The 14073-nt window shown below is 64.2% G+C and carries 13 protein-coding genes; 9 read left to right on the top strand and 4 right to left on the bottom strand.

Features of this window, described 5'->3' with window-relative positions:
• Positions 1 to 81: 81 nt before the first annotated feature.
• Positions 82 to 297: a hypothetical protein gene (locus tag AB8Z38_RS15540; RefSeq protein ID WP_369725969.1), complete on the bottom strand. Its 216-nt coding sequence runs from the start codon at positions 295 to 297 to the stop codon at positions 82 to 84.
• Positions 298 to 425: 128 nt separating this feature from the next.
• Here AB8Z38_RS15540 and pgm point away from each other — a divergent pair, with 128 nt between their 5' ends.
• The 4 genes from pgm (at position 426) to AB8Z38_RS15520 (ending at position 5156) form a co-directional block, all read left to right on the top strand.
• Positions 426 to 2072: a phosphoglucomutase (alpha-D-glucose-1,6-bisphosphate-dependent) gene (pgm, locus tag AB8Z38_RS15535; protein WP_369725968.1), complete on the top strand. Its 1647-nt coding sequence runs from the start codon at positions 426 to 428 to the stop codon at positions 2070 to 2072.
• A gap of 287 nt (positions 2073 to 2359) precedes the next feature.
• Positions 2360 to 3409, top strand: a complete 1050-nt coding sequence (locus AB8Z38_RS15530; protein ID WP_369725967.1) for a Rieske 2Fe-2S domain-containing protein — start codon at positions 2360 to 2362, stop codon at positions 3407 to 3409.
• Positions 3410 to 3412: 3 nt separating this feature from the next.
• A complete protein-coding gene (locus AB8Z38_RS15525) occupies positions 3413 to 4165 on the top strand; it encodes a GntR family transcriptional regulator (RefSeq protein ID WP_369725966.1) in 753 nt (250 codons plus the stop codon).
• A 10-nt stretch (positions 4166 to 4175) separates the two neighbouring features.
• Positions 4176 to 5156: a 2Fe-2S iron-sulfur cluster-binding protein gene (locus AB8Z38_RS15520; RefSeq protein WP_369725965.1), complete on the top strand. Its 981-nt coding sequence runs from the start codon at positions 4176 to 4178 to the stop codon at positions 5154 to 5156.
• Positions 5157 to 5588: 432 nt separating this feature from the next.
• Here AB8Z38_RS15520 and AB8Z38_RS15515 read toward each other — a convergent pair whose 3' ends face one another.
• Positions 5589 to 5954, bottom strand: a complete 366-nt coding sequence (locus tag AB8Z38_RS15515) for a nuclear transport factor 2 family protein (protein ID WP_369725964.1) — start codon at positions 5952 to 5954, stop codon at positions 5589 to 5591.
• A 100-nt stretch (positions 5955 to 6054) separates the two neighbouring features.
• On the opposite strand from AB8Z38_RS15515, the gene AB8Z38_RS15510 reads away from it, so the two are divergent.
• The 3 genes from AB8Z38_RS15510 to hemC all read left to right on the top strand — a co-directional run bounded on the left by AB8Z38_RS15510 (position 6055) and on the right by hemC (position 9446).
• Positions 6055 to 6645 (top strand): TetR/AcrR family transcriptional regulator, encoded by a 591-nt coding sequence (locus tag AB8Z38_RS15510; protein WP_369725963.1) that lies wholly within the window; start codon positions 6055 to 6057, stop codon positions 6643 to 6645.
• A gap of 169 nt (positions 6646 to 6814) precedes the next feature.
• Complete coding sequence (locus tag AB8Z38_RS15505) at positions 6815 to 8440, top strand: GMC family oxidoreductase (protein ID WP_369725962.1); 1626 nt, start codon at positions 6815 to 6817, stop codon at positions 8438 to 8440.
• Positions 8441 to 8465: 25 nt separating this feature from the next.
• Positions 8466 to 9446: a hydroxymethylbilane synthase gene (gene hemC, locus AB8Z38_RS15500; RefSeq protein WP_369725961.1), complete on the top strand. Its 981-nt coding sequence runs from the start codon at positions 8466 to 8468 to the stop codon at positions 9444 to 9446.
• Positions 9447 to 10330: 884 nt separating this feature from the next.
• Here the strand turns inward: hemC and AB8Z38_RS15495 are convergent.
• Positions 10331 to 11074 carry a LysR family transcriptional regulator gene (locus tag AB8Z38_RS15495; RefSeq protein WP_369725960.1) on the bottom strand — a complete coding sequence of 248 codons (744 nt, stop codon included), beginning with the start codon at positions 11072 to 11074 and terminating at the stop codon, positions 10331 to 10333.
• Between the two features lie 152 nt (positions 11075 to 11226).
• Between AB8Z38_RS15495 and AB8Z38_RS15490 the strand changes: the two genes are divergently transcribed.
• Positions 11227 to 12207 carry a Bug family tripartite tricarboxylate transporter substrate binding protein gene (locus tag AB8Z38_RS15490; RefSeq protein ID WP_369725959.1) on the top strand — a complete coding sequence of 327 codons (981 nt, stop codon included), beginning with the start codon at positions 11227 to 11229 and terminating at the stop codon, positions 12205 to 12207.
• 421 nt (positions 12208 to 12628) lie between these two features.
• Here the strand turns inward: AB8Z38_RS15490 and hemE are convergent, their stop codons facing one another.
• Positions 12629 to 13663 (bottom strand): uroporphyrinogen decarboxylase, encoded by a 1035-nt coding sequence (gene hemE / locus AB8Z38_RS15485; RefSeq protein ID WP_369725958.1) that lies wholly within the window; start codon positions 13661 to 13663, stop codon positions 12629 to 12631.
• Between the two features lie 109 nt (positions 13664 to 13772).
• Between hemE and AB8Z38_RS15480 the strand changes: the two genes are divergently transcribed.
• On the top strand, positions 13773 to 13988 hold the full coding sequence (locus AB8Z38_RS15480) for a hypothetical protein (RefSeq protein WP_369725957.1): 216 nt from the start codon (positions 13773 to 13775) through the stop codon (positions 13986 to 13988).
• The last annotated feature ends 85 nt before the right edge of the window (positions 13989 to 14073 follow it).

The following is a 14073-nucleotide window of genomic DNA, read 5'->3' as shown; positions in this document are numbered from 1 at the left end:
GCCATGGCCATGACACTCGAACCACACCATGTTCCGCGAACGCCGGCGCGCCCGAACCGGGAAAGAAGCCGCAGGGTGTCGTCAGCGCGTCATGTCAGGAGGGGAGGACGCTGCTGTGTTGTCCGATGCGGCACTGTGGAGCGCCCGCTCGATCCGCCGCTTCACCTTGGCAAGGTCGTGATCAACGGCCGCACAGCGCAGCATCGGATTGGGCTCGACGTCTGCTGCCCTGACATGGTCTGGTGACGAGAATGCCAAGGAACTGGCGAGCAGCACGGCCGTTGCGAAAATGGTCATGCCCGCATTCATGGATCCAAATGCGGCCATTTGTTGCCGTGGTTGACCAGGGGCTTTTGGCTTGGCGCGTGCAGGCCCGGTGCTATGGTGCGGCAGGCCTCAATTTTTCTAGGACGAGGGTATTCCCAGTGGCTGATGTTCATCCCGCGGCGGGCAAATTGGTCTCGCCGGACGCGCTTGCCAATATTCCACGGCTCGTGACGGCCTATTTCGCCAACAAGCCGGATGCGGCGGATCCGGCGCAGCGGGTGGCGTTCGGCACCTCGGGCCATCGCGGCACCTCGCTGAAGACCTCCTTCAACGAGCACCACATCCTCGCCACCACGCAGGCCATCTGTGATTACAGAAGGGAGAAGGGGCTGACGGGTCCGCTCTTTATCGGCATCGACACCCATGCGCTGGCCGAGCCCGCGCTCGCCAGCGCCGTCGAGGTGTTTGCAGCCAACGGCGTCGACATCATGGTCGACAAGGACGGCGGCTACACGCCGACGCCGGTGATCTCGCATGCGATCCTAGCTTACAACAAGGGCCGCACGTCGGGTCTGGCCGACGGCGTCGTCGTCACGCCCTCGCACAATCCCCCGGAAGACGGCGGCTACAAATACAATCCGCCGCATGGCGGGCCGGCCGATACCGACGCGACCTCCGTGATCGAGAAGCGCGCCAACGCCTATCTCGCCGACGGCATGAGGGGCGTAAAGCGCATCGACTACGCGAGGGCGCTGAAGTCGTCGACCGTCCACGCCTACGACTACGTCACGCCCTACATTGCCGATCTCGGCAGCGTCGTCGATCTCGACCTGGTCAAATCCGCCGGCATCAATATCGGCATCGATCCGCTCGGCGGCGCCGCGGTGCATTACTGGCATCCGATCATCGAGCGCTACGGGTTGAAGGCCACCGTGGTGAACGAGGCGATCGATCCGACCTTCCGCTTCATGACGGTGGATTGGGACGGCAAGATCCGCATGGACTGCTCCTCGCCCTACGCGATGGCGAGCCTGATCGCCATGCGCGACCGCTTCGACGTTGCCTTTGCCAACGACACCGACGCCGATCGCCACGGCATCGTGACGCGCACCGGCGGCCTGATGAATCCGAACCATTATCTGGCGACCGCCATTGCCTATCTGTTCGCGCATCGCCCGAACTGGGGCAACGACGCCGCGATCGGCAAGACCGTGGTGTCGAGCTCGATCATCGATCGCGTTGCGAAGAAACTCGGCCGCAAGCTGGTCGAGACGCCCGTCGGCTTCAAATGGTTCGTCGATGGCCTCCTCACGGGCGGCTTCGGCTTCGGCGGCGAGGAGAGTGCAGGGGCCTCGTTTCTGCGCCGCGACGGCACAGTGTGGACCACCGACAAGGACGGCATCATCCTCGGCCTGCTCGCGGCCGAGATCATGGCCAGGACCGGCCGCGACCCCAGCCAGTTCTTCAGCGATCTCACCGCCGAACTCGGCGTGCCGCATTACGCGCGGATCGACGTCGCGGCGACCACGCCGCAGAAAAACATCCTGAAGTCGGTCACGCCCGAGCAGCTCGGCCTGAAGGACCTCGCCGGCGATCCCGTCCGCGCCACGCTGAGCAAGGCGCCCGGCAACGGCCAGCCGTTCGGCGGCATCAAGGTCGAGACCGATTTCGGCTGGTTCGCCGCCAGGCCGTCGGGCACCGAGGACGTCTACAAGATCTACGCGGAGAGTTTCCGCAGCACCGAGCACCTGGGGCGGATCCAGCAGGAAGCGCAGGCCGGGTTGGCGAAGGTGTTCGGGGCATAGCCGCCAAAGCGCGGCTCCCGCTGTCCCTCCAGGGGAGGACACGCTGTTTCAACAGGTGTCATCACCCGCGAAAGCGGGTGATCCAGTACGCCGTGCCGCCAGTTGGGTGAACCAATGACGGCGCGGCGTACTGGATTCCCCGCCTTCGCGGGGAATGACAGTGGAGATAATCGTGTATACACAATGATGCGTTTAGGTATTATGGTAGGCTGTTTTCGGCCTTGAACGATTATGTCCTCGTGCTATTGTATACATAACGTATCCATAAGCTCTGGGAGAACGCCGCCATGACCAAACCCTTCCCCATGAACGCCTGGTACGCCGCCGCCTGGGACGCCGATGTCAAGCCGGCGCTGCTGCCGCGGACGATCTGCGGCAAGCATGTCGTGATGTATCGCAAGGCCGATGGCGCGGTGACCGCGCTGGAGGATGCCTGCTGGCACCGGCTGGTGCCGCTGTCCAAGGGCCGGCTCGAGGGCGACACCGTCGTCTGCGGCTATCACGGCCTGAAATACAATGCGCAGGGCCGCTGCACCTTCATGCCCTCGCAGGAGACCATCAACCCGTCGGCCTGCGTGCGCGCTTATCCCGTGGTCGAGCGTCATCGCTATGTCTGGCTCTGGATGGGCGATCCCGCGCTGGCCGATCCTGCACTTGTGCCTGACATGCACTGGAACCACGACCCGGCCTGGGCCGGCGACGGCAAGACCATCCGCGTCAATTGCGACTACCGCCTCGTGCTCGACAATCTGATGGACCTCACCCACGAGACTTTCGTGCACGGCTCCTCGATCGGCAACGATGCGGTCGCCGAGGCGCCGTTCGACGTCACCCATGGCGAGAAGACGGTGACGGTGACGCGCTGGATGCGCGGCATCGAGGCGCCGCCGTTCTGGGCGAAACAACTCGGCAAGCCCGGTCTGGTCGACCGCTGGCAGATCATCCGCTTCGAGGCGCCCTGCACCGTCGCGATCGACGTCGGCGTGGCGCCGACCGGCGCCGGCGCGCCGGAAGGCGACCGCTCGCAGGGCGTCAACGGCTTCGTGCTCAACACCATCACCCCGGAGACGGAGAAGACCTGCCACTACTTCTGGTCCTTCGTGCGCAACTACCAGCTCGGCGAGCAGCGCATCACCACCGAGATCCGCGAGGGCGTCTCCGGCATCTTCCACGAGGACGAGCTGATCCTCGAGGCGCAGCAGCGCGCGATGGACGAGAACCCGGACCGCATCTTCTACAATCTCAACATCGACGCCGGCGCGATGTGGACCCGCAAGCTGATCGACAAGATGATCGCGAAGGAAAATCCGCCAAAGCATCTTCAGGCGGCGGAGTAGGGCATGGCCGAACGTGAGGTCGACCGCTCCGTCTCGCAGACGGTGAAGGCGCAGCTCGCGCTGCGCGATCAGATCCTGTCGGGCTCGTTGCGGCCGGGCGAGCGCATCTCCGAGCTCCAGGCTGTCGAGACCACCGGGGCCTCGCGCACCCCGGTGCGCATGGCGCTAGTGCGGCTGGAGGAGGAGGGCCTGTTGGAAGCGATCCCGTCCGGCGGCTTCATGGTGAAGGCATTCTCGGAGCGCGACATCTCCGATTCCATCGAGCTGCGCGGCACGCTGGAGGGCCTTGCCGCGCGTTTCGCCGCCGAGCGCGGCGTTTCCGCGCGCGAGCTCGAGCCGCTGAAGGAGTGCCATGCCGCGATCGACGAATTGCTGCGCCAGGTCCCGATCTCGGTCGATGCGTTCTCGTCCTATGTCGCGCTGAACGCGCGCTTCCACGCGCTGCTCACCGAATTGTCGCGCAGCCCACCCCTGATCCGGCAGATCGATCGCGCCTCGGCGCTGCCGTTTGCCTCGCCGAGCGGCTTCGTGATGGCGCAGTCGGCGCTGCCCGAGGCGCAGCAGATCCTGATTATCGGGCAGGAGCACCATCGCGTCGCGATCGACGCCATCGAGAACCGCGAGGGCGTCCGCGCCGAAGCCATCATGCGCGAGCATGCACGGCTGGCCGTGCGCAATCTGCGGCTCGCACTGCGCAACCGGACCCATCTCAACCTCTTGCCGGCGCTCGCGCTGATCAAGACCCCAACCGATTGAGGGGAGTGGCATGCGATTCATCGAAACCTGGACTCCGGCCACGCTGGTCTCGACCCGCGATCTCACACCGGGCATTCGCGAATTCCTGATCCAGCCGGATCAGTTCGACGGCGCCGCCTATCCGGTCGGCAGCCACATCAATGTCAGCGTCGCCATCGATGGCCAGCCCGAGACGCGATCCTATTCGCTGGTCGGCGAAGCGTCGCCGCGTGGCTTGCGGATCGCCGTGCGGCGTGCCGAGGACTCCCGCGGCGGCTCGCGCTACATGTGGTCGTTGCAGCCGGGCGCGCGGCTCGACATCACGCGGCCGTCGTCGCTGCTCGCGGTCGACTGGACGCGCGAAAACTATTGCCTGATCGCCGGCGGCATCGGCATCACGCCAATTTTCGGCGCCGCGCAGGCGCTGGCGCGGCGTGGCGCTGACGTCAGGCTGCATTATGCGGTGCGCGGGCGCGGCGATGCGGCCTATCTCGATGATCTCACCAACCTGCTCGGAGATCGTCTGGCCGTCCACGCCAGCGATGAGGGCAAGCGGCTCGATCTCGACGCCCTGTTCGCGTCAGTGCCCAACGATGCGTTGGCGCTGTTCTGCGGCCCGATGCGGATGCTCGATGCCGCCCGTCACGCCTGGATCGGCGCCGGCCATCCACTTGCAGATCTCCGCTACGAGACCTTTGGCTCCAGCGGCACGCTGCCAACGGAGGCTTTTCGCGTGCGCCTGAAGGGATCCGACGTCGAGCTCGAAATCCCGCGCGAGCGCTCGATGCTGGACGTGCTCAATGCCAGCGGCCACGACGTCATGTACGACTGCAAGCGCGGCGAATGCGGGCTCTGCGCCATCGACGTGGTCGAGGTCGACGGCGAGATCGACCACCGCGACGTCTTCTTCAGCGATCACCAGAAGCAGGAGAACAGCAAGATCTGCGCCTGCGTCTCGCGCGCCCGCGGCACCATCACGGTGGACACGCTGCTGCGGGCGGATCCGGTGTGACCGAGCGCTTGTTAGTAGACGTGAGCTTGTTAGTAGAAACTGACCGCGCCGCGGGCTCCACCTCTCCCGCTTGCGGGAGAGGTCGCGCCGAAGGCGCGGGTGAGGGTTCTCTCCTCTTGGGCAGTCTCTTTGAGAAGGCACCCTGGGCCGATTTCTCTGTGGCCATCCTTCGAGACGCCCGCCTTTGGCGGGCCCTCAGGATGAGGACCGAGTGTGCGGCAGCAGTTTCAACCGGCTCCGATTGCCGCTTAGCCTCATCCTGAGGAGACCGCGAAGCGGTCGTCTCGAAGGACGAGGCGCGCGCTCAGGTCGGCCAACAGCCCGCGAAGGGGCGTCCGCTACCCCGCGGCCCATCGACTCATTCACAACTGCCTCGGCGTACTGGATCGTCCGCCTTCGCGGGCGATGACAGCAGTATTTGACGCTCGTGCGTCACCGTCCCATCTGTCTCGGATCGTAATAGAACCGCTCCTCGATCAGCTGATCGCCGCGCCAGGTCTGCCACGCGATCTCGTCCAGCGTCCGCGTCACGCCCTCCGTGTTGGTGAAGCTGAAGGTCCAGCGCGTGGCGACGTTGTCGCCCTCGATCAGGCTCGGTCCGATCCGCACCGCCTTGACCTCCTTGAATGCGGCCAGCACGCCGCGCTCCTTTGCAACGAGTTTGTCGCGCCCGACCGTCGGGGCGGCGTTGTTCTCGTAGGTCGCGGCGTCGGGCGTGTAGAATTGCTCGATCGCTCCGACGAAATCCCCGTCCTCCAACTGCTTTGCAAAAGCTTCGACAACGTTCCGGCTCGGCATGGCTCACCTCACGATTAAAACCGACTGTTAGTCGGTAAATACCGACCATCAGTCGAAAAGTCAACTGGTCCGATCGGCCGAATTGGATTAGACGAGAGCGATGGCAAAACAGGCGGAGCGGCGGGCCGCGACATCGGAGGCGATCCTGACGGCGGCGCGCCGCCTGTTCGGGACGCAAGGCTTTGCGGCCACCACCATGGACGAGATCGCCGAAGCCGCCGGCGTTGCCAAGGGCGCGGTCTATCATCACTTCAAGACCAAGGAGGCGGTGTTCGAAGCCGTGTTTGACCTGGTCTCGCGCGACCTCGTCGTCGAGATCGACGGCGCGGCGCGAGCCGAGAAGGACGTGCTCGCCGCGATGATCGCCGGCACCCAGCATTATTTTTCCGCTACGGCCAAAGGCCCGACCGGCCGGATCATCCTGCGCGACGGCCCGGCGGTGCTCGGCTGGGAGCGCTGGCGCGAGATCGACGCCCGGCATTTCGGCGGCAAGCTGCCGCGCGCGATTGCGGACGCCATGGAGGCGGGCCTGATTGCAAAGCAGCCGGTCGAGCCGCTGGCGCGGCTGCTGCTCGGCGCGGTGACGGAAGCCGCGGTCGCCTGCGCCGGACGCGCGGATATCGCAAGGGCCGGTGTGGAATATGCCCGTGCGTTCAAGTCGCTGGTCGAAGCGCTGCGCGTGCGCGTGTAATGGTGCTAAAATCGGACCAGCTTACTTGGCTCGCTTCGCGCGCAGAACTCGGATCACCTCTCCCCTCCGGGGAGAGGTGTATCTCGCGCCACCGACAGAATTTTGCATGCTCTATTCGCATGTTGTAAGGGACGAACCGGAAACGCCCGCCAACAAAGAACAGTAGCGCATGAACGCAAATTCCGCCCTCGCGCCCTCCGATCCCGAATTCGATTACATCATCGTCGGCGCCGGCTCGGCCGGCTGCGTGCTCGCCAACCGGTTGTCGGCGAACGGCAAGCACACGGTGCTGCTGCTCGAGGCCGGCCCGAAGGATACCAACATCTGGATCCATGTGCCGCTTGGCTACGGCAAGCTGTTCAAGGAGAAGACCGTCAACTGGATGTACCAGACCGAGCCGGAGCCCGAGCTGAAAGGCCGTCAGGTGTTCCAGCCGCGCGGCAAGACGCTGGGCGGATCGAGCTCGATCAACGGCCTGCTTTATGTTCGCGGCCAGCACGAGGATTACGACCGCTGGCGCCAGCTCGGCAACACCGGCTGGGGCTATGACGACGTGCTGCCCTATTTCAAGAAGGCCGAGAACCAGTCGCGCGGCGCCGACCAATATCACGGCTCCGGCGGCCCGCTGCCGGTGTCCAACATGGTTGTGACCGATCCGCTGTCGAAGGCCTTCATCGACGCAGCGGTCGAGACCGGTCTGCCCTACAATCCCGACTTCAACGGCGCCACGCAGGAGGGAGTCGGCCTGTTCCAGACCACGACCCGCAACGGCCGCCGCGCCTCGACGTCGGTGGCCTATCTCGGCCCGGCGAAGACCCGCGGCAATCTCAAGATCGAAACGTCTGCGCTCGGCCAGCGCGTGCTGTTCGAGGGGCGCCGTGCCGCCGGCGTGGAATATCGGCAAGGCGCGAGCCTGCGCCGCGCCCGCGCGCGCAAGGAGGTCATCCTGTCGAGCGGCGCCTACAATTCGCCGCAGCTGCTTCAGCTCTCCGGCGTCGGTCCTGCCGATCTCCTGCGCCAGCTCGGCATCGAGGTCGTGCTGGACGCGCAAGGTGTCGGCCACGATCTCCAGGACCACATGCAAGTTCGCATCGTGATGCGCTGCTCGCAGAAGATCACGCTTAACGACACCGTCAATCATCCGCTCCGCCGCACCATGGCCGGCGCACGCTATGCGCTGTTTCGGAAGGGCTGGCTCACCATCGCGGCGGGCACGGCGGGCGCGTTCTTCAAGACCCATCCGCGGCTGGCCACGCCCGACATCCAGGTTCATTTCCTGCCGTTCTCGACCGACAAGATGGGCGAGAAGCTGCATGCCTTTTCCGGTTTCACCGCCTCGGTCTGCCAGCTCCGGCCCGAAAGCCGCGGCAGCTTGCGGATCCGGAGCGCCGATCCGACCGTGCCGCCGGAAATCCGCATCAACTACATGTCAGCCGAGACGGATCGTACGACCAATGTCGAAGGCCTGAAGATCCTGCGCAAGATATTGAACGCGCCCGCGCTGAAGCCGTTCGTGATGGACGAGTATGATCCCGGCACGAAGGTATCCTCGGATGCCGAGCTGCTGGATTACTGCCGCGATCGCGGCAGCACCATCTACCATCCGACCTCGACCTGTCGTATGGGCAATGACGCGCTTGCCGTAGTCGACCAGCGGCTGAAGGTGCGGGGGCTCGAAGGCCTTCGGGTGGTCGACGGTTCGATCATGCCTGATCTGGTCTCGGGCAACACCAATGCGCCGATCATCATGATCGCCGAAAAGGCGTCCGATATGATATTGGAGGATGCGCGGTAAATTCGCGCTTCGAAAGGACTTCGACTTGGCTATTCGACTAAAGATCGGCACGCGCAAGAGCGCGATGGCGCTGGCGCAGACGGAAGAGATCGCGCGGCGCCTGACCGCCGCCGTGCCTGATCTCGATGTCGAGATCGTCAAGTTCGACACGTCAGGCGATCTCGACCAGACCAGCAAGCTGCTGCCGCATGGCGGCAAGGGCGGCGCCTTCGTGGCGCAGATCCGCGCCGCCGTGCTGTCAGGCGAGCTGCAGGCCGCGATGCATTCGCTGAAGGACATGCCGGGCAACGAGGACACGCCGGGCCTCGTGATCGGCGCGACGCTGTCGCGCGACCCCGCGAGCGACGCGCTGGTGCTGCGCGACGGCGTGACCCTGGAGGCGCTGCGCCAGTCACGCGGCAAGGGTTTCAAGGTCGGCACCAACGCCGTGCGCCGCGCCGCTTATGTGCGGCGGTTGTTTCCGGAGGTCGAGGTCATTCACTTCCGCGGCGCCGCCGACACCCGCGTGCGAAAGCTCGACAATGGGGAGAAGCAGCGCCTGCCGGACGGCGGTGCGGTCGGTCCCGCGGACGCCTTGATCATGGCGCGCTCCGGCCTCAATCGCGTTGGTCTTGCCAACCGCATCGCCTACGAATTCTCCGCGGCGGAGATGCTGCCCGCCGCGGGACAGGGCATCGTCGCGGTCGAATGCGCCGCACAGGACTGGCAGACGCGGCAAATCCTCGCATCGATCGACGACGCTGCCGCGCATGCCTGTGCCGATGCCGAGCGCGAAGTGCTGTGGGTGCTCAACGGCCATTGCAACTCACCGGTGGCGGGTTTCTCGACGATCACTGGCGATCAGATGTCGCTGACCGCGTCCGTGCTCGACCTCTCCGGCAACACCATCATCGAAGCCTCACGCGCCGGCCCCGCCAACCGTCCGCGCGAGCTCGGCCGTGCGGTCGGACTGGATCTGCTGGCGAAAGGTGCGGCGGAGATCATCGAGCGCAGCCGGCCGGGGTAGGTCGTGTACCCACAAGTCAGGCGGAGTGAGGCAACCTCTCCTTTGCGCCTACAGCGACCAAACTGGTGTGGCATCGCGATGGGCCAAAGGACTAAACCGCTCGCGCGGTAGAACACCGCGGCTGGCGACACGGCGAAGCAATAGGCGACAGCTCATCGAGCGGGGCAATTAGCCCGTAGCTGGCGATGATCCGATGATCGAGAACGTGCTGATCTGGAAGTTCGTGGCGGAGCACCAACCATTGCACAAAAGCCAACTCGAACCCTCGATCGCGATTGTGTGCAACGTCGCGCTACTTGGACCCAGTCCAGAAATCTCGACGTAAGCAGAGTTACAAATGCGGTGCTGCTCTTGACGAGCAGCTCGAAACAGTTTCGGCTCTGATAGCTCCGGGGGCTTTCCAAACCGCTAGAGACAGTTTGCCTCATGGCCTTCAAATATCGAGGAGCTCACGTTTAGATTGTGTGGTGTGGTATTTTTGCTATAGCCAAGCCATTGAAAGTACAGGTGCCGCCAAACATTAAATCCCCATAGGCGATCGTCCTAATCGTCTGAAGGTTGTTTGACGCGACTTAGCTCGATCACGCGGCATCGTCCTACGTCCCCCCAGCGCGGTTTCCTCCTTTGGAGGCTTTCGGACGCCGGCCCCCGTGTGCGCGGCAACACCGTCATGGGGCCGGCATCCGAAACCCTTCACACAAGCAGACATCCGGTTTGTCACTTTCGTTTCGCCGTCGGCTTTGCGAGCTCACGGGCGCTGTCCATGACGAGCTGCACAAGCGGGCTGACGGCGCGATCCCCAACAGTGACCATTCCGTTCGGTCGACGTGCCGCCGGCAGTTCAACCGACAAGACCTTCAGGGCTGAGCCTCTGGCGAGAAATTTCAGTGCGGAAGCCGGAAAAACGGTGATGAACCGACCTGTCTCCAGCAAGCTGACCCGCATATGGGGGAATCAGTGACGACAGTCGCGCGTGGATAGTCAAATCCGCCGGCGCGAAAGGCTTGCGTGATGATCGATCCGATCACGCTCTCCCGCGGTGGAAGCACCCAACGCTCCTTCGCCAGATCGGAGAGCTGGATATTGCGCCGCCGTGTCCAGGGACTTTTGGCACCCGCCGCGACGACATAGCAATCCTCGAAAAGAAATTCGAAATGCAAACGCTCGTCAGCAATCGGGCCGCCGCTCCGCACGAACAACAGATCGACTTTGCGCTCGCTGAGGTCGCGGTGCAGCGCCTCCATGTAGCCGGTCACGAGCAGAAACTTGATCTTCGGATGACGCCGGGAGAGCCGATCGATGAGAGCGGAGACGAAGCTCGCTGCCAGAAAAGCCGTGCTTCCAATCCGCACTTCTCCAGCGGTGGGGTCGGCCAGAAATTCGATGCTCTTCACACCGCGGCGTAGTTCGTCGAAAACGGCGGCACCGCAATCGAGCAGGGCGCGGCCGCTCTCGGTCGGCTCGATTCCGCGCCGATGGCGATCCAGCAGGCGCACGCCGAACGCACGTTCAAGCTCTGCGATCGATCTCGAAATGTTGGGCTGGGTGGTATTGAGCATGAGCGCCGCCTTACCCATGCTGCCGGCCTGAACCACCGCCATCAGCACATGCAGATCGTGCAGCTTCATTCGCCTTCCGATACGATCGCTCATCTGCATGACAGCACCCATTTCCGTTTTGAGATGATCTCATCAGACAATAGCCTTATGCGCTTATGCCAGCATCAACTATCCTCGACAGCCGAGAGCCGGCGCGAGTGCAGGTTCGGCGGACAAGCCTGATGACTCCCTCTAGACGTCAATTTCTGCGCCTTGCTGCGGGGCTGGCCGCACCGCCTTTGCTGTCAGGCATCGCTTACGCGGACAGCTATCCCTCGCGGCCGGTGCGGATCATCGTTGGATTCGCCGCCGGCGGGCCAAATGACATCCTTGCGCGTCTGGTGGCGCAATGGTGCTCGCAGCGGCTCGGCCAGCAGTTCATCGTCGAGAACCGGCCCGGAGCGGGAAGCAACATCGCCACCGAGGCGGTCGTGCGTGCGCCTCCGGACGGCTACACTCTCCTGCTGGTTGGCTCCCCCAACGCGATCAATGCGACGCTTTACGAAAATCTTGATTTCAATTTCCTGCGGGACATCGCGCCGGTCGCAAGTCTGACCCGTGGCGCCCTGGTGATGGTGATTCACCCATGGGTTCCTGCCCATACAATTCCAGAGTTCATCGCCTATGCCAGAGCCAATCCCGGGAAACTCTCTTATGGTTCGGGCGGCGTGGGCGGGATCACCCATATCGCCGCGGAATTGTTCAAGCAGGAAGCCGGCCGGCTCGATCTTCAGCATGTGCCCTATCGGGGCGTGGCGCCCGCGATCACGGATCTGATCGGCGGGCAGGTGCAGGTCGTCTTTGCGAATTTGGCGCCATCGATCGGCTACATCGTGAGCGGCAGGCTGCGCCCGCTCGGAATAACAACGGCAGCGCGATCCGAAGCGCTGCCGGATGTCCCGGCCATCGACGAATTCGTGCCAGGTTACGAGGCGAGTTCGGTCTTCGGCCTCGGCGCGCCGAAGGACACGCCGGCCGCGATTATCGACAGGCTCAACAACGAGACCAACGCCGCTCTGGCCGATCCCGGGTTCAGGATGCGCCTTCGTAGTCTCGACGCGACGGCACTCGGCGGCTCGCCCGGCGATTTCGGCAAGCTGATGGCGGGTGAAACCGAGAAGTGGGCCAAGGTGATCAGCCTCGCGAAGATCCGACCGGAATAGCGCAGCGGCGTCTTGGGCAGCCGCAATCCTCGTGGTGCGCAGGCATTGGCCGCTACACCTCAAACGATAGGTTGGATTCGACATGCAAGGGAAGCTGCACATCTCTCCCGGGGTGCGCCACGGTTACATGATGCGGAGAGGTCCCTCGTTCGATCAGGCGACACACAATCTTTCAATAAAGCGCGCCCGTGAGATTCTCGAAGCTCTCGAGTGGGCACCGCGTAAGGCGGCCATTCCATGATGGACTAGCCCCGAAGTCGCAATTTGCGGGATGGTGGCATGGTGCGCCTGTTTTGCCCGACGAGTCAAACGTCGTTGTCGCAGGGGCTCAAGCCGCGCCGGACGAAATTCTTCAATGATTTGTACTGTGCATGGGGTTGTTTTCGCGTTTTTTGTTTCCGCCCCCGCCGGGAGGAAAAAATCAGCCCCGCACACGTTTCAGCATCTGCTCGACATGGGCGATCGGCGTCTCCGGCTGGATGCCGTGGCCGAGGTTGAAGATCAGCCGGCCCTGGCCGAAATTCGCCAGCACGTTGTCGACCGCGCGGTCGAGCGCAGCGCCGCCAGTGATCAGCACCAGCGGATCGAGATTGCCCTGCACGGCGACGCGTGATTGCACGCGCTCGCGGATGAAGGCCGGCTCCGCGGTCCAGTCGATGCTGACCGCGTTCACCCCGGTGGCTTCGACGTAACCAGGCAATTGCGCGCCGGCGCCGCGGGGAAAGCCGATGATCTTTGCGTCCGGCACCTTGGCGCGCACGCCTTCGACGATGCGCCGCGTCGGCTCGACCGACCAGCGCGCGAACTCGGCCGCCGGCAGCACGCCGGCCCAGGTGTCGAATATCTGCAACACATCGGCGCCGGTGCCGAGCTGCGCCAGCAGATAGTCGATCGAGCTCTCGACCAGCACGTCGATGATTTTCGCGAATGCCTCCGGATGCCGATAGGCCATCATGCGCGCCGGCGCCTGATCCGGCGTGCCCTGGCCTGCGACCATGTAGGTCGCCACTGTCCACGGCGCGCCGCAGAAGCCGATCAGCGCGGTGTTCGGATCGAGCGCGCCACGCACGATCCGCAGCGCCTCGAACACCGGCGCGAGCTTGCCGAGATCGGCGTGCGGGGCGAGCGTCGCGACCTTGGCGGGATCATCCAGCGGCTCGAGCCGCGGCCCTTCACCGACCTCGAACCGCACGGACCGGCCGAGCGCATAGGGGATCACCAGGATGTCGGAGAAGATGATCGCCGCATCGAACCCGAACCGGCGGATCGGTTGCAGCGTCACTTCGGCAGCGAGCTCCGGATCGAAGCAGAGATCAAGGAAGCCGCCGGCCTTGGCGCGGACCTCGCGATATTCCGGCAAGTAACGGCCGGCCTGCCGCATCATCCAGACCGGCGGGACCGCCTGCCGCTGGCCGGAGAGCACGTCGATGAAAGGCTTGGTCGGAGACTGGGGCACGAACCGTCCTGTTGCAGATTGAGGTTCCTGATACACCGACGAAGGCCGGAGCGGAACAGGGGAACCAGCGCAAATGCGCCGCGTTGACCCGACCAATGGAGGAGCGATCATGGCTGAACCATTCAATCCCGCGCCGCATGACAAGCACGCCGACGATTTGCGCGAAGCCCTTGCCGCCGATCGCCATGCCAAGCTCGATGCCGGGCTGAGAGATAGCTTCCCCGCGTCCGATCCCGTCAGCGCCGCCCAGCCGACCCCGTCGAAAGCCGACGCGGAGGCCGACAGCCCGTCGCTCTGGGACAAGGTTAAGGCCATCTTCAGCTAAGGCGCGTCTGTCCCGGTTTCCCATAGGGTCGATAACGCATTGTTAGCGATCTGCGGACGCTTTGGTCCGTAGGAGTACGGGAAAA

The organism is Bradyrhizobium sp. LLZ17, assembly GCF_041200145.1.
Classification (GTDB): Bacteria; Pseudomonadota; Alphaproteobacteria; order Rhizobiales; family Xanthobacteraceae; genus Bradyrhizobium.
Note: the sequence above shows the minus strand (reverse complement) of the source record. Positions and strands in the feature narration are given on the sequence as shown.

Excerpts from the sequence above, each read along its gene's own strand:
- AB8Z38_RS15510 (WP_369725963.1), top strand. The coding sequence starts at position 6,055 with ATGGCAAAACAGGCGGAGCGGCGGGCCGCGACATCGGAGGCGATCCTG.
- AB8Z38_RS15525 (WP_369725966.1), top strand. The coding sequence starts at position 3,413 with ATGGCCGAACGTGAGGTCGACCGCTCCGTCTCGCAGACGGTGAAGGCG.
- AB8Z38_RS15505 (WP_369725962.1), top strand. The coding sequence starts at position 6,815 with ATGAACGCAAATTCCGCCCTCGCGCCCTCCGATCCCGAATTCGATTAC.
- AB8Z38_RS15480 (WP_369725957.1), top strand. The coding sequence starts at position 13,773 with ATGGCTGAACCATTCAATCCCGCGCCGCATGACAAGCACGCCGACGAT.
- AB8Z38_RS15515 (WP_369725964.1), bottom strand. The coding sequence starts at position 5,954 with ATGCCGAGCCGGAACGTTGTCGAAGCTTTTGCAAAGCAGTTGGAGGAC.
- AB8Z38_RS15495 (WP_369725960.1), bottom strand. The coding sequence starts at position 11,074 with ATGAAGCTGCACGATCTGCATGTGCTGATGGCGGTGGTTCAGGCCGGC.
- AB8Z38_RS15540 (WP_369725969.1), bottom strand. The coding sequence starts at position 297 with ATGACCATTTTCGCAACGGCCGTGCTGCTCGCCAGTTCCTTGGCATTC.
- AB8Z38_RS15520 (WP_369725965.1), top strand. The coding sequence starts at position 4,176 with ATGCGATTCATCGAAACCTGGACTCCGGCCACGCTGGTCTCGACCCGC.
- AB8Z38_RS15490 (WP_369725959.1), top strand. The coding sequence starts at position 11,227 with ATGACTCCCTCTAGACGTCAATTTCTGCGCCTTGCTGCGGGGCTGGCC.
- AB8Z38_RS15530 (WP_369725967.1), top strand. The coding sequence starts at position 2,360 with ATGACCAAACCCTTCCCCATGAACGCCTGGTACGCCGCCGCCTGGGAC.